The organism is Nocardia aobensis NBRC 100429, from assembly GCF_000308375.1.
GTDB classification, from domain to species: Bacteria; Actinomycetota; Actinomycetes; order Mycobacteriales; family Mycobacteriaceae; genus Nocardia; species Nocardia aobensis.
This window is the reverse complement of the sequence record NZ_BAFQ01000052.1, coordinates 1-21,234: the sequence shown is the minus strand read 5'-3', so window position 1 is coordinate 21,234 and position 21,234 is coordinate 1. Positions and strand designations below refer to the sequence as shown.

20 protein-coding genes are annotated in these 21,234 nt (G+C 67.1%); 8 read left to right on the top strand and 12 right to left on the bottom strand.

Annotated features, from left to right (window positions below; genetic code table 11):
* Positions 1 to 20 precede the first annotated feature (20 nt).
* The 4 genes from RJ03_RS06460 to RJ03_RS06445 are packed head-to-tail and all read right to left on the bottom strand — an operon-like array spanning position 21 to position 5,072.
* Positions 21 to 1,484, bottom strand: coding sequence for an aldehyde dehydrogenase family protein (locus RJ03_RS06460; RefSeq protein WP_036498902.1), 1,464 nt, complete (start codon positions 1,482 to 1,484; stop codon positions 21 to 23).
* Positions 1,485 to 1,540: 56 nt separating this feature from the next.
* Positions 1,541 to 2,638: a Zn-dependent alcohol dehydrogenase gene (locus RJ03_RS06455; RefSeq protein WP_036498899.1), complete on the bottom strand. Its 1,098-nt coding sequence runs from the start codon at positions 2,636 to 2,638 to the stop codon at positions 1,541 to 1,543.
* A complete protein-coding gene (locus tag RJ03_RS06450) occupies positions 2,635 to 3,453 on the bottom strand; it encodes an enoyl-CoA hydratase/isomerase family protein (RefSeq protein WP_036498896.1) in 819 nt (272 codons plus the stop codon). The genes RJ03_RS06455 and RJ03_RS06450 overlap by 4 nt, the downstream gene beginning before the upstream one ends.
* On the bottom strand, positions 3,450 to 5,072 hold the full coding sequence (locus RJ03_RS06445) for a class I adenylate-forming enzyme family protein (protein WP_232329554.1): 1,623 nt from the start codon (positions 5,070 to 5,072) through the stop codon (positions 3,450 to 3,452). The genes RJ03_RS06450 and RJ03_RS06445 overlap by 4 nt, the downstream gene beginning before the upstream one ends.
* 177 nt (positions 5,073 to 5,249) lie before the next feature.
* Between RJ03_RS06445 and RJ03_RS06440 the strand changes: the two genes are divergently transcribed.
* Complete coding sequence (locus tag RJ03_RS06440) at positions 5,250 to 5,930, top strand: TetR/AcrR family transcriptional regulator (protein WP_036498890.1); 681 nt, start codon at positions 5,250 to 5,252, stop codon at positions 5,928 to 5,930.
* 151 nt (positions 5,931 to 6,081) lie between these two features.
* Here the strand turns inward: RJ03_RS06440 and RJ03_RS06435 are convergent, their stop codons facing one another.
* Genes RJ03_RS06435 through RJ03_RS06425 form a run of 3 tightly spaced genes read right to left on the bottom strand, consistent with a single transcriptional unit; the run spans position 6,082 to position 8,895 of the window.
* Positions 6,082 to 6,873, bottom strand: coding sequence for a gamma-glutamyl-gamma-aminobutyrate hydrolase family protein (locus RJ03_RS06435; protein WP_036498886.1), 792 nt, complete (start codon positions 6,871 to 6,873; stop codon positions 6,082 to 6,084).
* Positions 6,870 to 8,237 (bottom strand): glutamine synthetase family protein, encoded by a 1,368-nt coding sequence (locus tag RJ03_RS06430; RefSeq protein ID WP_036498884.1) that lies wholly within the window; start codon positions 8,235 to 8,237, stop codon positions 6,870 to 6,872. The genes RJ03_RS06435 and RJ03_RS06430 overlap by 4 nt, the downstream gene beginning before the upstream one ends.
* Entirely contained in the window at positions 8,230 to 8,895 is a 666-nt protein-coding gene (locus tag RJ03_RS06425) for a hypothetical protein (RefSeq protein ID WP_036498881.1), read from the bottom strand. The genes RJ03_RS06430 and RJ03_RS06425 overlap by 8 nt, the downstream gene beginning before the upstream one ends.
* A gap of 156 nt (positions 8,896 to 9,051) precedes the next feature.
* Here RJ03_RS06425 and RJ03_RS06420 point away from each other — a divergent pair, with 156 nt between their 5' ends.
* From RJ03_RS06420 to RJ03_RS06405, 4 genes are all read left to right on the top strand, one after another.
* Positions 9,052 to 10,011: an alpha/beta hydrolase gene (locus RJ03_RS06420; RefSeq protein WP_036498878.1), complete on the top strand. Its 960-nt coding sequence runs from the start codon at positions 9,052 to 9,054 to the stop codon at positions 10,009 to 10,011.
* 484 nt (positions 10,012 to 10,495) lie between these two features.
* Positions 10,496 to 11,965 carry an MFS transporter gene (locus RJ03_RS06415; protein WP_036498876.1) on the top strand — a complete coding sequence of 490 codons (1,470 nt, stop codon included), beginning with the start codon at positions 10,496 to 10,498 and terminating at the stop codon, positions 11,963 to 11,965.
* Between the two features lie 34 nt (positions 11,966 to 11,999).
* Positions 12,000 to 12,698, top strand: coding sequence for a hypothetical protein (locus RJ03_RS06410; RefSeq protein WP_036498874.1), 699 nt, complete (start codon positions 12,000 to 12,002; stop codon positions 12,696 to 12,698).
* Positions 12,699 to 12,788: 90 nt separating this feature from the next.
* Positions 12,789 to 14,135 carry an NAD(P)/FAD-dependent oxidoreductase gene (locus RJ03_RS06405; RefSeq protein WP_036498872.1) on the top strand — a complete coding sequence of 449 codons (1,347 nt, stop codon included), beginning with the start codon at positions 12,789 to 12,791 and terminating at the stop codon, positions 14,133 to 14,135.
* 144 nt (positions 14,136 to 14,279) lie between these two features.
* Here the strand turns inward: RJ03_RS06405 and RJ03_RS06400 are convergent, their stop codons facing one another.
* Positions 14,280 to 15,407, bottom strand: a complete 1,128-nt coding sequence (locus RJ03_RS06400; protein WP_036498870.1) for an NADH:flavin oxidoreductase — start codon at positions 15,405 to 15,407, stop codon at positions 14,280 to 14,282.
* Between the two features lie 112 nt (positions 15,408 to 15,519).
* Here RJ03_RS06400 and RJ03_RS06395 point away from each other — a divergent pair, with 112 nt between their 5' ends.
* Positions 15,520 to 15,945, top strand: coding sequence for a MarR family winged helix-turn-helix transcriptional regulator (locus RJ03_RS06395; RefSeq protein ID WP_036498866.1), 426 nt, complete (start codon positions 15,520 to 15,522; stop codon positions 15,943 to 15,945).
* Positions 15,946 to 16,312: 367 nt separating this feature from the next.
* Positions 16,313 to 16,804 (top strand): helix-turn-helix domain-containing protein, encoded by a 492-nt coding sequence (locus tag RJ03_RS06390; protein WP_036498863.1) that lies wholly within the window; start codon positions 16,313 to 16,315, stop codon positions 16,802 to 16,804.
* A 57-nt stretch (positions 16,805 to 16,861) separates the two neighbouring features.
* Here RJ03_RS06390 and RJ03_RS06385 read toward each other — a convergent pair whose 3' ends face one another.
* Positions 16,862 to 17,179, bottom strand: coding sequence for a hypothetical protein (locus RJ03_RS06385; RefSeq protein WP_036498860.1), 318 nt, complete (start codon positions 17,177 to 17,179; stop codon positions 16,862 to 16,864).
* Between the two features lie 278 nt (positions 17,180 to 17,457).
* Here RJ03_RS06385 and tsaA point away from each other — a divergent pair, with 278 nt between their 5' ends.
* A complete protein-coding gene (gene tsaA / locus RJ03_RS06380) occupies positions 17,458 to 17,871 on the top strand; it encodes a tRNA (N6-threonylcarbamoyladenosine(37)-N6)-methyltransferase TrmO (protein ID WP_036498858.1) in 414 nt (137 codons plus the stop codon).
* 42 nt (positions 17,872 to 17,913) lie between these two features.
* Here tsaA and RJ03_RS06375 read toward each other — a convergent pair whose 3' ends face one another.
* The 3 genes from RJ03_RS06375 to RJ03_RS06365 form a co-directional block, all read right to left on the bottom strand.
* Positions 17,914 to 19,275: an NAD(P)/FAD-dependent oxidoreductase gene (locus tag RJ03_RS06375; protein ID WP_036498856.1), complete on the bottom strand. Its 1,362-nt coding sequence runs from the start codon at positions 19,273 to 19,275 to the stop codon at positions 17,914 to 17,916.
* 135 nt (positions 19,276 to 19,410) lie between these two features.
* Positions 19,411 to 20,049, bottom strand: coding sequence for a TetR/AcrR family transcriptional regulator (locus RJ03_RS06370; RefSeq protein WP_157163355.1), 639 nt, complete (start codon positions 20,047 to 20,049; stop codon positions 19,411 to 19,413).
* A 153-nt stretch (positions 20,050 to 20,202) separates the two neighbouring features.
* Positions 20,203 to 21,165 (bottom strand): zinc-binding dehydrogenase, encoded by a 963-nt coding sequence (locus RJ03_RS06365; RefSeq protein WP_036498853.1) that lies wholly within the window; start codon positions 21,163 to 21,165, stop codon positions 20,203 to 20,205.
* Between the last annotated feature and the right edge of the window lie 69 nt (positions 21,166 to 21,234).

The window sequence follows — 21,234 nt, the reverse complement described above, 5'->3', positions numbered from 1 at the left end:
TCGACTCTACCGCGCGTGGCTCAGAGCGGAAGATCCGGTGAATCGACGCCGACCACCCGGTCACCGCAGAAGACCCGCACCGACTCGGCGGGCCCGTGACCACCGATGCCCGCCGATTCCCAGAAGCCCTGTGCGGAGTCGTCGCCGAGGTCGGCGACCTTGGCGCCGTTGACCCGCACCTCGCCCGACAGAATGCGCGCGCCGACGTCGATGGCCCGATCGGTGTCGGCGCCGAAGACGTAGGCGTCCAATCCGGACGGATTCGCGTTCGCCACCCGCAACGCCTCGTCGTCGGAATCGACGGCATGCACCGACACGACGGGGCCGAACAGTTCCGCAGTGGCTTCCGATCCGTCGATACCGGTGGCGATGGTCGGAGAAAGGAAGAACCCGCCGAGTTCGGGCAGCCGAGCCGGCTGGTGAATGTGCGCGCCCTTGGCCCGGAGCTCTTCGATCCGCTGCTGCAGGGTCGCGAAGTGCGGCGCGTTCGAGATCGGGCCCAGCTCGACATTGTCGTCCAGCGAATGACCGACCGCGATTTTCGCGATCCGCTCGGTCAGTGCTTCGACGAGGGGTTGAACCAGGCTGCGATGCGCCAGCACCTTGCCCGGTCCTTCACACCACTGCCCGTTCAGCTTGGTCATCCCCTCGAAGATGCCGTCGGCCGCGACGTCGATGTCCGCGTCGTCGAGGACCAGCGCCGGGTTGTTGCCGCCGAGCTCCAATTGGAGGACCTTGAAATCCTCCGCCGCGGCGCGCGCGATCGCTCGGCCGGCGACGGGGCCGCCGGTGAAGGCCACGATCTTGACGCGCCGATCTCCGGTGATCGCGGCGCCGACATCGCCCCGGCCGTGCACGAGTTGCAATGCCCCGCTGGGCAATCCGGCTTCGACGAAGCATTCGACGATGAGCTGGGCGCTGCTCGGCGCGTGTTCCGACGGCTTCAGAATCACCGGGCATCCGGCCGCCACCGCACTCACCACCTTGGCCGCGGGAATGAAGCTGGGCCCGTTCCACGGCGTGAGGATCGCCGCGGGGCCCCACGGAACCTTGTACAGGCGGACGTCGCGGCCGCCCGCGGCGAGGGCCCGCACCCGTGGGATGGTCCGCAGATCCGAGGCTGTCGCCCTGATGCGAGCGGGCAGGAAAGCCGCCGCCCTGCGGGTGTCGCGGATCGGGACTCCGCTGGTCATGGCATCGGTGCGCGCGATGTCCTCGACCCGCCCCTCGAGGAGATCGGCAACGCGCTCCAGGATTTCCGCGCGCTCCTGCCCGGCAGCATCGTCCCAGCGTCCGATGCTGTAGGAACGCTCGGCATACGCGAGAGCCCGTTCGACATCACGGTCGCTGGTCGTCACGGCTCGGTGCAGCTGCTCACGCGTATTGGGGTCGACGTTCCATTCGCCCGCGATCGTGTCGCACTCGACCCAGCTGTCGGCGATGTAGTTGACCGGTTCCGGGATCGCCACGGTCGGATTCGTCATTCGATAACACCTCTACCTTCGGGATTCGGCCTGACGCAACGGCGTCCAGGCCGTCGTCACTGCTCCAGATCGACCACGACGCGGGTCACGTCGCCGGACCGCATCGCCTCGAAACCCTTGTTGATCTCGCCGAACGGGATCACCTGCGTCACCATCTCGTCGAGCAGCAACCGCCCCTGCAGATACAGCTGCGCGAGCTGCGTGATGTCGTGACGCACCTGCCCGGAGCCCATGTACGACCCGATCAGACGCTTCTCGCCGAAGAAGAAGTCCGACGCGGGCACGCTCAGTTCGGTGCCGTCCGGCGCGATGCCCACCAGGCATGCGGTACCGGTCGGCCGCAGCACCGCCAGCGCCGTGGCGGCGGTGCGGGCCGACCCCACGGCCTCGAAGGAGTAGTCGACACCGTCACCCAGCACCTTCCGGATCTCGGCGGCCACATCGTCGACGCCGCCGTTGACCACATGCGTCGCGCCGTAACCGCGCGCTGCCGCCAGCCGGGCATCGTCGAGATCGATGGCGACGACGGCGGACGCGCCGGCGAGCCTGGCGCCCTGGATGATGGCCGATCCGACTCCGCCGCATCCGACTACCGCGACCGTGCTTCCCGGCCGCACCTGCGCCCCGCGGAACACCGCCCCGACGCCGGTGATGACGCAGCACGACAGCAGGCATCCCACCTGCAGCGACACCTCGTCGGGCATCTTCACCAGCGCGTTCTCACGCATCAGGATGTGCCGCGAGAATGCGCCGATATCCCCGAGCCGCTCGACCGGCCGTCCGTCGGGCAGCCGGTAGGCGGGCCGGGGGCGGCGACGGATCTCGTCGACACGCTGACACTGTGTCGACCGGCCCGCTTCGCAATTGACGCAGCGTCCGCACGACGGCGTGAGGGCGGCCACGACCCGGTCACCCGGCCGCAGTCCGGTCACCGCCGAACCGACGGCCTCGACCACGCCCGCCACCTCATGGCCCACGACCACCGGGAGATCGGTCGGCACCGTTCCGGTCATGTAGTGCAGATCGCTGTGACACAAACCGACGTTCGAGACCGCCACCCGGACCTCGTTCGGCTCCGGATCGTCCACCTGAATCGTGGTGATCTCGAGCGGTTCGCCGATCGCGGTGAGCACCGCGGCTTCTGTGTTGATCATGACCTGTCCAATCCGTTGTGCTGATGCGCATGAGGGTGTGCGTCGTCGCGGCCCCGATCTCGCTGCCCGGACCGGAAATTCGCGACACCTGAGCTGAAAATGCCGCTCTCCCAAGACTTTCGAGCAGCGACGTCCTCGCGGGCGAAGGCCGACTCGATCTCCTCGAGCGCCGGTCGCAACAGGGCGAGATGGAGCGCGGTCGTGTTGTGTTCCGGCGTCCACTGCACCACCACATCGATCGCACGGTCGAGCAGTCGGCCGGGCGCGACGATCTCGTCGAGGAGCCCGATCCGCAACGCCTCGTCGGCGCCGATCCGCGGCGATCCGAGAACCATGCGCATCGCGTGGTTGCGCACCAGGCGGGTGAGCAGCACGCTCGACGCGTTCGAGATGGTGATCCCGCGGCCGTTCTCCGGCTGGAAGTACTCGGTCGCGGGGGTCCCGATCCGGGCATCGCAGCACAGGGTGATCTCGGAAGCGCCGCCGACGGCGATGCCGTTCACCGCCGCGAGCACGGGAACTCGGGTTTCCACGATCGCCCGGGTGATGTCGTGGAACGTCTCGAAGGCCGCCCGGAACTCCGCGTACGACGCGGGGGGTGTCTGCAGATCTTCCCCGGCGGAGAACGCACGCCCCTCCCCGGTCAGGACGATTCCGCGCACGCGGTCGCCCGTCCCGAATTCCCGGATCGCACTCGCCAGCCGCAGCCGGGTGGCGACGTTCATCGCGTTCAGCTTCTCCGGGCGGCGCAGAGTCAGGACCGCGACATTCCGTTCGATCCGGGTGTCGAGGTGATGGGTCGCGGGGGCGCTCATCCGCGCTGCCCGTTCTCGCGCAGGTCGTAGGTGATCCCGGGGTTGTCGGCGGCGCGCGCCGCGAGAGCCGGCTTCGACACTCGCTCGGACGGCGTCCGCGGAAAGTCGTCGACGAATTCGACATAGCGCGGAACTTTGAAGCGCGCCAGCTCATTACGCGCTCGCTGGATGATCCGCTCGGCGGTCGAGCGCTCGGCCGGAACGCCGGCGGTGAGCCGAATGTAGGCCTTGACCTCTTCACCGAATGTCTCGTCGGGTACGCCGAGGACCGCCGCGGAGACCACCGACCCGTCCTTTTCCAGGACGGCCTCGACTTCGGCGCTCGCGATGTTCTCCCCGCCCCGCCGAACCATGTCCTTGATCCGGCCGACGAGCTGATAGCGGCCATCGGGCCGGCGCACGGCCACATCGCCGGTGTGCAACCAGCCGTCGCGCAGCGTGCGTCCGGTGGCCTCGGCACGGTTCCAGTAGCCGACCATCATCGGCTTGCCCGAAAGGACCAGCTCGCCGGGCTCGCCATCCGGAAGGTCGGCGCCCTCCGCGTTCACCACGCGGGCCCGCTTCGTCGGTACCGGCTGTCCGAGGTTTCCGCTTCCCACATCGCCGGTGTCTTCCGGATAGCTCACCAGGTCGGCGCCCGACTCGGTCATCCCGTAGATCTCCCGCCAAGGCGCGCCCCAACGCTTTTCCAGCTGCCGATGCAGTCCCGCCGGAATTCCCGAGCACATGATCAGCCGCAGGTCGTTGTCCAGGTCGTCGGGGCTGGGCGGCTGTTTGAGCAGCAGGGTGGGCATGGCGCCGAGGACATAGGTGAAGGTGGCGCGATGACGCCGGACGTCGGCGAAGAACCCCGACGCCGAGAATCGCGGCAATACGACCAGCGGCGCGCCGATCGTCAGCGCCACAGCGGTGTTCCACTGCGGATCGATGTAGGAGAACGGCTGCGCGGTGAGCAGCACGTCGTCGGCGTGCAGACCGGCGGCCGCCGCGCAGATCCAGCCCAGCCGGACCCAGTAGTCGTGGGTCAGCATGCATGCCTTGGGAAACCCGGTGGTTCCGGAGGTGTATTGCAGGTTCGCGAGGGTGTCGCCGGCAAGCCGGACATCGGGCGCACGGTCGGGAAAATCCTCGGAGCCGTCCGCGGCGATATCGACGATGCGGACGCCGGACAGATCGTCCTCGTCCTGCGTCACTTCGCCGAGCAGGCTCAGCTTTTCGCCTTCCGAGAAGACGACGCGAGCACCCGAATCACGCAGTACGAAGGTCAGGTCGGCCCTGCGGTACGAGGAGTTCACCGGGACCGCCACCGCGCCTGCCTTCAATGTCGCCAGCCAGACCACCGGCCAGTGCACGACATTGGGCAGCATGATCGCTACGCGGTCACCGGGCGCGATGCCGTCGACCTCGATGAGCCGATGCGCCAGGCGCGACGTCCACGCGTCGATCCGGCCGAACGTCCACGACTCGTCCCCGAAGCGGAGGAACTCTCGATCCGGCGACGTCCGAGCACACGTCGACAAGAGGTCGATCAACGTGGCCGACGCCGGATCGTCCCCTATGTGGTCGCGGGCGACCGCCGGCCGACGGACCACGTCCCGGGTCGATTCGATTGCGTTCACGGTTTCTCCTTGCGATGTGATGCCGGCCATAACGTTAGCGCGATCATAGTCATTTGATCAAGCCAAATGACTCACTTCGCGCCGCACAGCCCTTTCCGAGCCACCGGAGAGCGATCATGATCGGTGATATTGTCGAGTTAGACTTGATCATTCGCCCAACTATTTCAGGAGGCAGCAGTGGCACGGATCCCTGCGGCTGAACGACGTACCGACCTCGTCAACGCGGCCATTCAGGTGATCGCGACCCACGGTGTCGACGGCGCGACCACCCGCCGCATCGCCGAACAGGCCGGCGCTCCGCTGGCGACGCTGCACTATTGCTTCGCCTCGAAGGAGCTCCTGTTCGCGGCCGTCTTCGAGCGAGTGGCCGCCGAGTACCAGGAGGTCATCGCTCGTAGCGATGTCCACGGCGACGTACCGACCACCGCCCGGGAACTCCTGCGCGGCGTGATGAGCTGGTATCTCGAGGCGGCGGCCTTCGCGGCCGCGACCATCGAGCTCATCAGCTGGGCACAACGCCAGGACGGCAACCCGGCGGGCATCGTCTACAAGCAAGCCTTCGCCGTCCTGCGTTCCATTCTCGACAAGGCGAACAGCGACGGCCTGCTGCCGACCGAAGCGATCGATGAAGTCAGCTACATCGTCGCCGCGCTGTCCGACGGGTTCGCGCTGAACTGGCTCACCTTCGGCGACCGCGAGGAGGCTGCCCGGCAGGTGGCCATGAGCATCGCCGTGCTCGACGCGTGGCTGGCCACGAAACTGGTATCACCGGTCTCGGCCGCGCAGCCGACACCCGGACCCACGGTCCAGCCGAAGACCGGAATGAGCTCGTTGGTCTCCTGGGTGAATGTCGGCTGAGCGAACCGAGATTCGTCGTATCGCTCGACAACCGCCGAACCCGCATCGTTCCCGGGCAATGGATCGGGCCGGTACCGCGAGAGGCGGCACCGGCCAGAATTCCCTTGCCGCAGAACAGATCTCATCCGGCCGTGGACATACGGGCGCCTTCTTACAGGCCGTGGCCGGCGCACAGACGTTCGGCCGCTTCGTCGACGACCCAACTCAAAGCTCGGTCGTCGCGTTCCATCCACTCCGGATGCCACTGGACCCCCAGCACGGGAGCACCGGGAAGCTCGATCGCCTCGACCACGCCGTCCGCGGTCCGGCCCGTGACGACCAGACCCTCGCCACACACGTCGACAGCCTGATGATGCCACGAGTTGGTCACCGCGCGGTCCCCGAACAGCGTCTGCGCAACGGATCCGGGCGCGAACGACACCACATGATCAGGTGTACCGTCGGTGAGCGCGGCCCGCTCCGACAGATGCCGCACCGGGCCCGCCGGGAGATCCGCGATCAGCGTGCCGCCCCGCGCGACATTCAGAACCTGCAGGCCGCGGCACACTCCGAGCACCGGCGTATCGGTGTCGATGGCCGCGCGCACGAGCGCGATCTCGTACGCGTCCCGCTCCCGGTCGTGCACCATCGGATCCGATCGCGCATCGATCGCACGCACCACAGTCGGATCACCACCCCAGCAACCGGGATGAACGTCCTGACCGCCGGTGATGACCACCCCGCTCAACCACTGGCACACTGCGGCCGGGTCCGCGTCGTAGGGCAGCATCACCGGAATCCCGCCGGCCCGCGCGATCCGGTCCGAGAAGTCGGACATGAAAGCGTCGGTGAGGCGGTCCGCGTACCGGTGGTCCAACCCGTCCACCAGTCCCAGCCGGAACCGCCTGCCCGTGATGCCGATCAGCGGCCGTGCGGCGGTCGAGAAGTCACGCACCGCGGTCACGGGAACTCGAAGTAGCGTGCGGACTCCCATTCCGAGAGTTCGGCGAACGGGTCACCTCCGCCGGTGTGGAACTGCATCCACTCCCACCGGCGGGTGCCGATCCAGTAGTCGACGAACTCGTCGCCCAGCAGCTCCCGCAGAAGGGGGTCGGCGTCGAGCGCTTCGGCCGCCTTGGTGATGGTGTCGGGCAGTCGCTTGATGCCGGGCGGCATGCACCAGGCCATATCCGACACCGGATCCGGCGGCTCGATCTCGCGTTCGAGGCCGGCGATCACACCGGCCAGCACGCCCGCGGTAGCGAGATAGAGGTTCGCGTCCGCACCCGGGAGGCGGTACTCGAGCCGAGAGTAGGACGGGTGCCCGCACACCGCCCGGACGGCGGTGGTCTTGTTGCTGATGCCCCAGCTGACGGTGACCGGCGGACCACTGAGATCCACCAGCCGGCGGTAGGAAGTGATCTGCGGCAACACGATCGAGGTGTTGCCCTCCAGCGTCGCGATCAGACCACCGATGGCGTGGCGCATCGTCTCCGAAGGCCCGTCTTCGGCGTAGAACGCGTTCACGCCGTCGCGCTGCAGCGAGAGATTGATGTGCGACGCCTGCCCGTAGCCCGCGGTCGGCTTGGCCATGAACGTGACCGAGCGCCCCTGCTCGAACGCGACCTCGCGCATCACCTGACGGGTGCGCGCCCACGCATCACAGACCCCGATCGGATCGCCCGGTACCAGGTTGAGCTCCACCTGCCCGGCCGCGTCCTCGTCGCTCCAGGCCTCCCACTCGATGCCCAGCTCGTCGAGGCGCCGCGACACCGCCGTCATGTAGTCGATCCAGTCTTTCGACTTCGCGAGATGGTATGCGGTGCCGGCGGATCCGCCGAGCGGAGTGAGGTCGCGGTAGCCACGCGCCCGAGCCTCGTCGATCGACTCCGAGAACAGGGTCGTTTCGATCTCGACCGCGATGGTCGCGGTGTACCCGAGGGTCGCCAGCCGATCGACCATCTTTCGTACCAGGTTGCGCGGGCAGATCGGAACCGGTGTGCCGTCCTTCAGCCAGTAGTCGCCGATCACCGACTGCAGTCCCGGTTCCCACTCGACCAGCGTCGACATATCCGGTTTGAAGCTGACGTCGTCGAGGTGCCCACGCCAGCCCGGATAGGCGAAGCCCATGCTGGGAGCGTTGCCGAGGTCGAGTCCGAACAGCAGGTCGGCGAAATTGAATCCCGACGCCGCGCTCGCGTCGAACTTCTTCGGCGAGACATTCTTGCCGAGGAAACACCCCTCGTGATTGGTGGCCTCCAGCCGCACGGCGCGGACGTCGGAGCCGCGGACGCCGAATTCCGAAGTGGCGATGGTGATTTCAGACATCGAAACGAGCCTTCCAGGATGCGCCGATCATGACCGACAGTTGAGAGAGGGTGCCTTGAATTCCGAGGGCACCGGTGGCCAAGGTCGCGAACAGATCGTCCACACCGGAGAACACGCCGGCCAGCGTCTCCTGCGCACCGGCGATCACGTAGTGGGTCTCCCCCTCACCGCAGACGATCTGCTCCACTCCCTCGGGCCCCTCGGTGACAGCGATGAGCATGTCCGGAACGCCCGGCACCGAGCGCGATACCGTCCAGAAGTGCTCGGCGGCCGCGCGCCAATCGGGCAGCGGCGGTGTCAGTGCGGCCGAGACGTCGGCAACCAGATCCTGGTCACCCACCGGGTCGCCGATCGCGGCGAACCTGGCATTCAGGTCGACGGTGAGGGTGGCATCGGGTTCGGTGAACACACCGCTGGACACCTCGACAACACCGTCGCCGAAAGCGATCGTCGCGGACTGGGGCGTGTCGTGTGAGCGGATCGCCACCGTCGCCGCGGTCCGTCGCAGCGCCGACAGCGCATGGCCGGCGCGTGCGGAATCGCGCAGTGTCCGGCCGATCAGCCGGACGATCGGCGTGGCATCGTCCTCGATCCGTATGTCGATGCCTGCGGCCGCGCCGGCGCTGGGCACCACGCGGTCGATCGTGGTTTCGGTCATCTTCGGTGTCCTTTCGACTACGCGAGATCGTGTGGCGCGCGCGGCAGCAGCAGACCTCGAGTGAGAACGCAACCGTCATAGTCAGTTGTCTGGGTCACGTGACTATGATCGTGAGGCATACGTCACTCGTTGTCAACAACTCGAAGAGGATCGCCGATGCTTACACCGACACCCGCGTACTGGGATTTGCTGGACGCGGACGCGCAGGCGGCCGCGCAAGCTATCGCGAGGGCGCTCCCGAAGCCACTCCGCGAACTGGGGCCCGCCACCGCGCGCGAACTGCTCGCGACGCGGCCGCGCGAACATCCCCTCACGGCGATCGACCAGGTTGAGAACATCGAGATATCTTCCCGCGCAGGAACTTTGAGGGCCCGGCTCTATCGGGCCACAGTCGAGTCGGACCCTCCCGCTCTGCTCTACATGCACGGCGGCGGGTTCATCCTCGGCACCCTCGACGGCGTCGACGAGCTCTGCCGGGCCATCGCGGCTCGCTCGGGTTTCGTGGTCGTCTCGCTGGAGTATCGGCTCGCACCGGAAAATCCGTATCCGGCCGCGCTCGAGGACTGTGTCGACGCATATCTGTGGCTCCGCGAGCACGCTCGCGATCTGGCGATCGACTACGACCGCATCGCGGTGGGCGGCGATTCGGCGGGCGGCGCTCTCGCAGCCGGACTCTGCCTCGCGCTTCGCGACGGCGAGCTCCCGCTGCCGATGGCGCAGGTGCTCGCGTATCCGCCGGTCGACGACTCCTTTACCGCGCCATCCTGGACGGAGTTCGCCGATGCACCGCTTCTGACCAGTGCGGATTCCAAATGGCTCATCGAGCAGTACCGGGGACCCGACTATCAGGACCGTGCCGACCCTCTTGCGGCGCCGATCCGCGCGGAGTCGCTGCACGGGCTGCCCCCCGCGTTGATCCTCACCGCGGAAGTGGACCCGATCCGCGACGATGCGGAGGCGTACGCCGCACGTCTGCATCGGTCCGGCGTCGCCGTCGTGACCACGCGGTACGCGGGGGTGTTCCACGGCTTCTTCACCGAAGTGGGCGTATTCGCCAAGACCGAGCAGGCGATCGAGGACGTGTGCGCCTATCTGCGCCGGCTCGTCCGTCGGTGACGCCAGAGCGGCCCGAGCCGATCCCATCGAGCGGCTGACCGGACGACCCCGTCCGCGCTTCGGAGGTGTGCGCATCAGCGTGATGCGCACACCTCCGAAGCGTTGAATATGTTGTTGGACAACATCTCCCGAGTTTTCAGAGCGCCCCGATACCGGTCCGGCAAACGGCACCTTGGCAACGCCGCAAGGACCGAAGCGGATCGCCGAAACTCAGCAGGAATCGCTGCCGTTCCCCTCCAGAGCGCCGCTTTCTACCACTCGGAAACAACGCCGATTTCACCTAGAGTCGTTCATTTGATCAACTCATATTATTGCAGCTAGACCCCTATATATGCGTCGATCCCAGAATCTCTATTGCAAAGAGTTGGTCAAATACCTTGATCATATGACTACATACCTCCTAGTCTATGGCGCGGATCACAACTCGGCGCGGCAGCTTCCCGCGAATGCGCGGATCAGACCGCCGATTCTATGGAGAACGACAATGACCGAAATCAATGAAACGACCGGCGCAGGCCGGGATTCGAGCGCTGGTGGCGCGCCGCCGAGAGGGGTGCTGATCGGAGTCGGCGCCCTGCTGGTCACCCTGACCAATGCGATCATCTTCGTCCTGCCGCCGCTGCTGCCGATCATTCAGGCGCAGTACGGTCTCGCCACGGTTTCCGAGACCACCTGGATCTACACCGTGCTCACACTGGGCGGCGGGGCGGGCTTCATCCTGCTGCCACGCCTGGCCGACGTCTTCGGCGACCGCAACGCGACCGTATTCGCCGCCGGATGCCTCACGCTGGGAGCGTTCGTCCCCGCCGTCGGAGATTCCTACCCGGCCCTGCTCATCGGGGCCGCGCTCATGGGAATCGGCGGGGCGGCGCAGCTGCTGCCGCTGGGATTTCTCCGGCGGAATCTGGCCGACAACGGGGTCGCGACCGCGGTCAAAGTCCTGGTCGTCGCCACCGGCCTCGGCATCGTCGTGGGCATGATCGGCGGCGGCCTGATCGTCGAATACCTGTCGCTGCGTAGCTTCTTCTGCGTCCTCACCGCCGCCTTCGCCGCGACGACGGTCATCTCGTTCGTCGTGATTCCGCACGCCCCGCCCGCGGAGCCCACCGGCCGGATCGGCGCGCTCGGAACGGTGTGGATGATCGGCTGGGTCGCGGCGCTGCTGCTCGCTTTGACCCAGGGCTTGGTCTGGGGCGCCGGGGCTCTCATTCCACTGATCGGCGGTATCGTCGCTGCCGCACTGTGGGTACGCGTCGAGCGCAAGTCGTCGGCGGCCGTCTTCGATGTCGCCATGCTGAAATCGCCGTTCGTCACCGCGGCGAGCGTGGCGATCGCGTTGTTCGCGGCAGTGAACGCGGCGTTCCTGTTGCTGCTCAGCACCTACAGCCAGATCGATCCCGATTCCCTGCAGCCCTCGGACGCGTATGGGCTCGGACTCTCCGCGCTGCAAACGGGGTTGCTGATGGTGCCCTTCGCTGTGCTGTTCCGGGTCGGAGGCCGCATCGCCGAGGGCCCGATCGCCAAGGGACACGCGTCCCGCGTCTTCGTGGTGGGAGCACTCGTCTGTGTCGCCGGCCTGGCCTGGCTGGCACTCGCCCACGACCACGCGTGGCAGAACCTCGTGGGGGCCGGCGTCATCGGGCTCGGATGCAGCATGGGATATGCCGCGGGCTTCACCGTCGTGCAGATAGCAGTTCCCGAAGAGAAGGCCGGAATGGCCGCCGGCGTAGCCGGTACCTCCATGGCTGTCGGCTTCGCCTTCGGCACCGCGTTGATCACCGGTGTTCTCAGTGCCTCGGTCGTCCACGTTCCGGGCACGGACATCACGGTCGCCGACAAGGGCTTGTACGGCACGAGCTACTGGATTTCCGCCGTCCTGGCCGCAGGTGTCCTGGCGACGGTCCTGATCTCACGCGCACGTTCTCGCCGGCGCGCCGCAGTCGCCGTGTCCTGATCCAGCTGAAGCCAGCCGAAGGAATTGAGAGACAATGGAAATCAAAGAACTACTCTTCATGGTCGCCGACCTGTGGATGATCTTCGCCGGATTCTTCTACGGATGGAAATTCATCCGGCGCTACCAGAACTACCTGCTCGGCCTCGAATGGATGATCGTCGCCACGTCGGGCACCAACTTCCTCGTCTGGTCCGCGATCAAGGGCAGCGAAGACGGGCTCATGTTCAAGTTTGCCTGCTTCCTGGACGCGTTCTCCCGATCGGTCGGCATCACGCTGATCCTCGTCATGGGCTTGATGCGCGTCACACACCGGTACAAGCCCACGCTCGCCACCGACATCGGCGTCTTCGTGCTCGCCACCATCGCCGGCCTGTACTTTCAGCAGTTCCACGCCCACTTCGCGCTGGGCCCGGCCACCTACTACGTGGTCGTCAACGTTGCGACGTCGCTGTTCCTCATCTACTTCGCGGGCCGACTGTGGGCGGTCGGCGAGAAGGTGAAGACCGTCGGAACTCTCGCGGCCACCGCCGCCGGATTCGCCATCGCCATCACCTACGACTTCTTCCCGATCCCCGGTGACGACGAGCTCCGCACGATCTTCTACACCGCCGCGCTGGCCACCTGGGGCACGCAATTGTGGATGTACTTCCTCGGATACCGCGCCCTGCACAACCACAACGAAGCGGCTGACGCGCGGCCGGCTCGGCGGGAACAGAGCGCTGCCGGGGCCTGAGAGGGCCGCATTTCAACGGCACGCCATCACCGGCCGCAGGCCCGGCGATGGCGTGCCGCCGTCACCACCCATGCGAAAAGGATCATCGAAATGAACACCGACAACGTCGAATACACCACCTTCACCGGCTGGATCGACCCACCCAGCGACGTCCGCCCGGCGTTGGAAGACGACATCACCTGTGAGGTCGCAGTCGTCGGCGGCGGCCTGAGCGGTATGTCGACGGCGTTGCGGCTGGCCGAGCGCGGTCGAGACGTCGTGCTGCTGGAGGCCGAATTCTGTGGGCACGGCGCCAGTTCCCGCAATGCGGGACAGCTGGCGGGTGCCCCCGGCGGAGACATTCAGCTGTTGAATCTCCTCTACCGGAAGAAGCTGCCCAGCATCGTGCAATTCGCCGATCATGCCGAGCATCACGTCGAAGATCTGATCAAGACGCACGACATCGACTGTGAGTACGAATCGACAGGCAATGTCGGCGTGGCGGTCTCGCGGGGACAGCTGGGCCGCGCGCGGCGCGTCGCCGAGATTCTGCAGCGGGCCGGTGCGAAAGCCGAGTTCGGCACGAGTGCGGAGCTGGGCATTCCTCGTGGATTTCTCGGTGGGATGCGCGAGGCCATCGGCGGAATGATGAATCCGGGCAAGTTCACCATGGGCGTGCGCCGTGCCGTCTTCTCCTCCGGCGCGCGAGTTTTCGAACAGACCCGGGTCACCGACGTCACGCGGGAAGCCGGGCACGTCGTCATCCGCACACCCGGCGGTGTGGTGCATGCCGACACCGTCGTCCTCGCGACGAACGCATACGGCGGCGAGCTGGCGATCACTCCCAAGAATCTGTCCGTGCCCATCTGGGTCATCGAGGTGGAGACCGAGCCGATCGACCCCGCGCGTCTGGCCGCCCTCGGGTGGACCAGCCGCGCCGGCCTGTTCACCCAGCACAACTTCATGGAGAACTATCGGCTGACGTCGCGCAACACCATCGTGTTCGGCGTTCGACGGATCGAACGAGGAAAACAAGGCCCGTTGCCCACGAAGCAGCCGGATCCGGGGCTCGTCGCCGAACTCGCCCACGCCTTCGCGACACGATTCCCGGCCCTGGCCGACGTGTCGGTCGCTCGTGCGTGGGGCGGCTGGATCGCGATCACTTCCTCGTGGCTGCCGCTCGCCGGTCGAATCGACGACAACGTCTTCTACTCGATCGCCTGCAACGGCCACGGGTTGGCCCAGGCCCCCTACCTGGGATCGTTGATTGCGGACATGATCGTCGACGGAAAACCCCACGAGGATCTGCAGGCGCTGTGGCAGCAGAAGCCGAAGTTCCCTCGCCCGATGATGATGGGCCCGTTGGGTTTACGCACCATCTGGGCCGTCGATCGGTTCAACGATCTGGTCAACGGGAGCCGACGTAACGCCCGGCGTGGGTCGGCGCCGGTGAGCTGAGCGAGAACGCGTAGGGTCCGGGACTCGTCAGCCGGGGCATTCACCGGCCTTCTGTGCGATGCGTACCCCGGATCAGTCGGCTCACACCGACGCGACGTAGCCCGGCGGTGGGCCGATTCCGGTCAGGGCCCTCCAGGTCCGCTGCTAGCTCAGCGTTTTCAGTGCCGCGGCATCGTAGGCCTTCAGCTCATCGATCCGGCCGCTCAAGACCTTGGCCGCCCATTCCGGGTCCTGCAGGAGGGCGCGGCCGACGGCGACCAGGTCGAACTCGTCACGCTCGAAGCGGTCGAGGAGGTTGTCGAGGCTGCCGAGTTCGGCGCCTCTGCCCGTGAAGGCGTGGAGGAAGTCGCCGTCCAGGCCGACCGAGCCGACGGTGATGGTGGGCTTGCCGGTGAGCTTCTTGGTCCAACCGGCGAGGTTCAGGTCCGAGCCGTCGAACTCCGGGAGCCAGTAGCGGCGGGTGGAGGCATGGAAGGCGTCGACACCGGCAGCGGCGAGCGGCGCAAGGATGGCGTCGAGCTCCTGCGGGGTCTCGGCGAGCCGCGCGCTGTAGGCCTCCTGCTTCCACTGCGAGAAGCGGAAGATCACCGGGAAATCGGGCGATACGGCCGCGCGAACCGCGGCCACGATCTCGGCCGCGAACCTGGTGCGCGCCACCGGATCTCCACCGTAGGCGTCGGTACGGCGGTTCGTGTGCGCCCACAGGAACTGATCGACGAGATAGCCGTGGGCGCCGTGCAGTTCGACGCCGTCGAAACCGATCCGCTCGGCGTCCGCGGCGGCCTCGGCGAACGCGGCGATGACGTCGTCGAGATCGCGCTGCGTCATCGCTTCACCGGTTGGCTCGGTGCCGTCGACACGGATACCGGAGGGGCCCATGGCCGGGGCATCGGGGTAAGGCTGTTCGCCGCGATTGCGGACCATGCCGATATGCCACAGCTGCGGCACGATCGTGCCGCCGGCGGCGTGCACGTCCGCGGCGACCTTCGCCCAGCCCGCCAACTGCTCCGCACCGTGGAATCGCGGAACCCGATCACTCTGACCGGCCGACTCGTGGCCGACGTAGGTCCCCTCGGTGACGATGAGACCGACACCGGCGGCGGCGCGGCGCGCATAGTAGGACCGCACGTCGTAACCGGGGATGCCGCCCGGGGAGAACATGCGCGTCATCGGCGCCATCACGATGCGATTGGGGACGGTCAGGCCGTTCAGCGAAACGGGCCGGGACAGGATTTCCGCTGCGCGGGAGGTGTCGGACACGGTGACGGTCACTGGGTACTCCTCGTAGAAACTTGACAACTTTGATGGTTGATAACCTCAAGCATTACCCACGGTAGGGGTGAATAGTTGAGATGGTCAAGTTTCAGGACGTAGGATGAATTGCATGGCCGAGGTTCCGCGCATCGACACCGCCCAGCTCATGGAGCTGCTCTCGGTGTCGCTGGGCGTCTACTACAGCGAATTCACGCTCGCAGCGGCAAGCGAGAACCTCACGGCAAGTCAGGGCAAGACATTGACGGTGTTGCGCCGGGGCCCCGCCGCGATGCGCACCCTGGCCGAGACCCTGGCGTGTGATGCGTCCAACGTCACCGGGATCATCGACCGGCTGGCGAAGCGGGGTCTCGTGCGACGGGAGGCCAGCGCAACCGACCGCCGCGTCACCAATCTGGTCATCACCCCCGAGGGCGAGCGTGCCGTCGACGCGATCCGCGCGAAAATGCATCAGACCCGAGAAGGCCTGAGCAGACTCGGCGACGAGGACCGTGATCGTCTGCACACACTCCTGGAACGGGTCTTCGTCCAACCCTGACGCTCGACGAGGGCTCGGCCGGGACAGCGCCGAATCCCTTGCAGGACAGCTACTTCGGAAGCCATTGTCGCCGCGGCGGCAATCATCGGATTGTTCGGCGGTATCCACTACACCCGCCATGGCGGCGCCCTCGACGAGATCGCCGGATTCTCGGTCACATCGCCACGCTCGTGTCGCCAGAATGCGCCGCGAACTTGCCAGAAATCGGATGCGTTGGCGGCTAACGTTTTTCGTGCGCCCAGGGCGGTCGTGGCAGGTGAACGCGGATCCGCATGTAGGAGGGGAGATCCGCGCTCAGGCCGGACCCACCGTGCCCGACTTGATAGTTTGACGTCGTTCTGCGGCTGGGCGCGAAAGGGAATCTCTGGTGGATTCGGAGTATCGGTGGGAGGAGGAATCGTCGGCGACCGCCGAGACGCCCGCCGAGCGGATCGAGTCCTGGCACCATTACCTGCGGAGCCGACAGGGGTCGGTGGGATTGGCGTTCGGCGACACCGTCGTGCACTACCGCAGAACCGGACGAGATGTGCGGGGCGACGGCGACGACAGCTACCGGTTGCTGCTGCCACTACGCGGGGAATTCAAGTTCGCGCAGGGTGACGCCGCGGAGGTCGTCGCTCCCGGCAGGCTGGCGTTCTTCCATTGGGGATCACCGCTGGTGATGCGTCAGGACGAGCCACTGCTGCGCACGATTCGCCTCGAGCGTGCGCGCCGGCGCCTGTCGTCACCCCTGCCGGTGGACATGGACACGGTCGCCCACCAGACCGGGTTCACCACGACACGCCGCTTCCGCGAAGCCTTTCAGCGCCGGTACGGCCGGAGTCCGGAGCAGATGCGCGCCGAACTCTACGGGCCGTAGCGGATTCCGCCGGCGAGCCGGCTGCCGGCGAACGAAAACGTCGGGCGCACTTGGCGTTTACGCCTGGATGACCTCGACGCGCACCAATGCGTTCGGCGAGTCGCAACTGGCCCACGACTGGTTCTGACCGTACTGCACCGGGCCGTACTTCCAGTAGGTGAACGGAACGGGCCACGCGACGCAGGTGAGCTTCACTTGCTGCCAGGTAGGCAGCTCGCAATTGGCCATCCCGCCGGTGTTGAAGATGTTGTAGACGTGACAGTTCGCCTGCCACACCGGTACATCGGCGTTGGCCACACCACCGCCGACAAGCGCGGCGGCAGCGGTCGCCCCGGTAATGACCGCACTGGCCGCGAGTCGCTTCGCGAAAATCATGTCGAAACCTCCTGAGCAGTTGTGCATGAAAGATCGCTGGAGATTCGCGGACGTTACGCCCGTCGGTGCGCGACCGATGAACACGGCAGCGGGATTTGGCCGTTGGTCGACCTACTCCCGCCGCTGGAAGCGCTCTCGGCGCGATCGCCAGAAGTTGACCCACAGCGTTTTCCGTTGCGTGGTGCTTCATCCCGAGCCGCCGGATCGCATCGTGATCCCGTTCGGCGGAAAGCGGCTATCACCCAGCAGGATTCGGCGGGCGGTTTCACACTGGTGCGGTGACCGACTACCTGCTGCGCCCGATCGGCTCCGTCGAATCCGAGCTCACGGACCGCGCTACCGCACCGCGCCAGCCCGACGAGGGTGCCCCACCGGCCTGGGTGGTGCTCGACGACCGTTACGCCGAAGCGCTGGAAGGCCTCGCGCCGGGTATGGACCTGGTGCTGCTGACCTGGCTCGACCGCGCCGACCGGGAGACTCTGGCGGTCCACCCCCGAGGTGACACGAGCCGACCCCTCAACGGTGTCTTCAGCACGCGGGCACCACACCGTCCCAACCCGATCGGGCTGCACGAGGTCCGGATCCTCTCCATCGCCGGCACCCGGATCCGCGTCGCGCACCTGGAAGCCTTCGACGGGACTCCGGTTCTCGACATCAAGCCCGTTCTGGCCGCGTCCGCGGCTGACCGGTGAGATGAGGGCGATCGCCGGCCGGCCCCTGGCGGGGTGCCGCGGTCAGTCGTTGTCGCAGAGGGCTTTCAAGGTGCGCGGGACTTCTTCGGCCGGCAGATAGCATCCGGTCTGCTCGAAACCGCCGATGGTGTGGGTGGTGTAGTCGCCGTAGCCGATGCGCAGGAAGTCGTCGCCGCTGAGGCCGTGCACGGTCCAGTCGAAGGCCACCCGAGCGCGGGCGACCAGCGTGCGCAGAGCCATCAGGTGATAGCCGCGCGTGACGAATTGTGCTGGGATACCGCGCAATCCGATCTTCAGCGGGCGCGCCACCGCGTCGGCGCCGCCGAGGTCGACCACCATGCCGAGGTCCTGATGCCGGTACGGCGTGGGCCGTCCGCCACGCAGCGCGGTCACCAGATTCCTACCGAGGTGGCGGCCCTGGCGCATGGCGTGCTGCGCGGTGGGAGCGCACAGCGTGCCCGCATCGGCGGTCAGGTCGGGAACCGCCGCCGCATCGCCACAGGCCCACACACCGGTGAGGCCCGGCACGGTGAAATCGGCCTCGGCGACGATGCGGCCCTTCGTCGTCGCCGCGCCCAGATGTCCGGCGAGGGGGCTGGGGACGACACCTGCGGTCCACAACACCGTCCGCGTCGGGATGAAGCGGCCGTTGGTGAGCTGAACACCATGGGCGGTAACCTCTTTCGCCGACGCGCCGGTGATGAGTTCGATGCCGCGGTCGGCCAGATTCCGCTTGGCCTGTTCTCCGAGTCGCTGTCCGAGTTCGGGCATGATCCGGTCGCCGTGTGTGACCAGATGCCAGCGCACCATGCCGGATTCCAGCTTCGGGAAATACCGGCGCGCGGCGGCCCGGGTGACCTTGTTGAGCACGGCCGCGGTCTCGGTGCCGGCGTATCCAGCGCCGATGGTGACGAAGTTCAGGCGCTCCCGGTCTTCCTCCTCACCGCCGCGCACCGCCGCGATGTCCAACTGCTGCAGGACGTGGTCACGCAGGAACATGGCCTCGGCGAGCGTCTTCATCCCGAATCCGTACTCGTCGAGGCCGGGCACGTCGAGGACGCGGGTGATGCTGCCCGGAACGAGCACCAGATGGTCGTAGTCGAGGGCACTTTCGGTGCCGGCGGATCCGCGCACCACGACCTGCCGGGTATCCGGATGCACCCCGATCGCCATGCCCGGAACCACCTCGGTGCGGCGCAGCACCCGCCGCAGCGACACCGTGATCGACCGCGGATTCAGCACACCCGAGGCGACCTGCGGCAGCAGCGGCAGATACAACAGCCCCGCATCCGGTGTGACGAGTTGGATGAACGCTTCGTCGGGGCCGAGATGACGCTCCAGGTAACGGGCACATTCGACGCCGGAGAAACCACCGCCGATGATCACGATCTTCGCGGGACTCACGAATTCACTCTACTGATCGCACAGAAGACGCAGGTCCGAGTTCATCGGCCGGGCCGAGGCCGTGGTCGTGACGGCGAAAGACGAATCGGCTCAACACATCACCGGCGACAATCGATCGCCGGGGCGGTTCGCCCGCTACGCCGTGGCGTCCGGGACCGGGCGGGCCGGGGGCTGCGGCGCCAGCTGAACACCGGCCAGACCGGTCCAGCACAGGCTGGCGGTCGTGGCGACGGCCTCGTGTTTGGCCAGGGGTTTGCCGGTCGCGACCCAGTCCCGCGCACACGACTGAGCGATCGCGACCAACTCGGCCGTGATCAGCCAGCCGTGTTCCGCGCGCGGCAGCGGATGCGGCGCCAGCGCCCGGGCGAGCGTCTCGATACAGATGGTGGCGGCCTGGTGCGCGATGCGCTGCGCCGACGGTTCGTCGGCGACGGCGGCGCCGGCCAGCAGGGCGGCACTGCGTGGCCGGATGTCGGCGAAGTCGAACACCGCCGCTACCGAGGCCTCCACGATCGATCGCATGCCCTCGGCGGGTTCGAGTGCGGCGGTGAGCGTCTCCTCCAGTTCCTGCATCGCCTCGTGCAGCACGGCCAGATACAGTTCCAGCTTGCTCGAGAACGACTTGTACAGGACGGGCTTGCTGATTCCGGCCCGGCAGGCGATCTCCTCCATGCCCGCGGCCCGATACCCGCACGCGGCGAACAAACCCGCCGCCGCGGCCAGGATCACCCGCCGGCGTTGCTGCCTGGCCTGCGTCATCTGTCTGTCCACCACCTGGCACCTCCTGCGCCCACGGTACCGACGCCCCGGTTCGGCACAACCGCGACCCGCACGATCACGCCGGTTTCGCCCTCTTACGCCTCGAGGAGACAGTCACTCGAGAGCGCGCACTCGAGGGCGCGCGAAGCAACACCCGCCCCGGCGCGCCTACGGAGCGAGGACTATTCGCCCGAACACTTCGCCCGCGTCCATCTTCCGGTGCGCGAGAACGGCATCGTCCAACGGGAGTATCTCGTGGACCACCGTGCGGAGTTCGCCGCGCCCGGCGGCGGCGAACTGTTGCGCGCGGACGGCGCGGCGGTCGGATTCGGAGACGGTGTCCGCGCTGAAAGTGGCGAAGGACAACGACTTTCGGAACGCGGTCATCATCTGCATACCGAAGTCCGCCGGTGGGTGGCCACCCACGATCCCGACCGCCACCATGCGGCCGTTCGGATTCAGACGGGCGAAGAACGAGGGCAGGTCCGCACCGGCTACGACATCGACGATGACGTCGTAGCCCGCCGGAGCGTCCGCACCTCCCTTTCCCGAGCGGTCCAGGACGTGGGTCGCGCCGAGTTCGCGCAAACGGTCGCCACGGTCCGCCGACGAGGTCGTCACCGCCACCGCGCCGGCCCCGCCGCGGGCAGCGAGTTGAACGGCCGTGACCCCGATACTGCCGGCCGCACCCCGGACCAGGACCGACTCACCGGGAGAGAAACGAGCGTGAGCCAGGGCGAAATGGGCGACCACTCCGGAACTCCCGAGCGTCACGGCATCGACCGAGGACAGGTCCGGCGGCAGCGGGAGGACGTCCTCGACCCGGGCGCTCGCCTGTTCGGCGTACCCGCCGCCGAAGCCGGTGAAGGCCCACACCCGCCGGCCGATCCACGATGTGTCCACACCGTCGCCGGCCGCGGTGACGGTGCCCGCCACTTCACTGCCGGGAACGTGGCCGGCTTTGAACCCGTCGCCGCCGATCGTGCCTCTGCGAATCACGGCGTCCACCCCGCCGACGCCGATCGCCTCGGTGGTGATCAGCACCTGTCCGGCGGCCGGCGTCGGCGCAGGGAGATCGACCACGGCCAGTCCCTCGGCGGGTCCGAATGTCTGGATGACTACTGCCTTCACTCGTCTTTCCTCGCTTCGAGCGATTCCGGACCGGTCGAGCCGTCCGGGCTGTGCTCGACGCTAACGGAC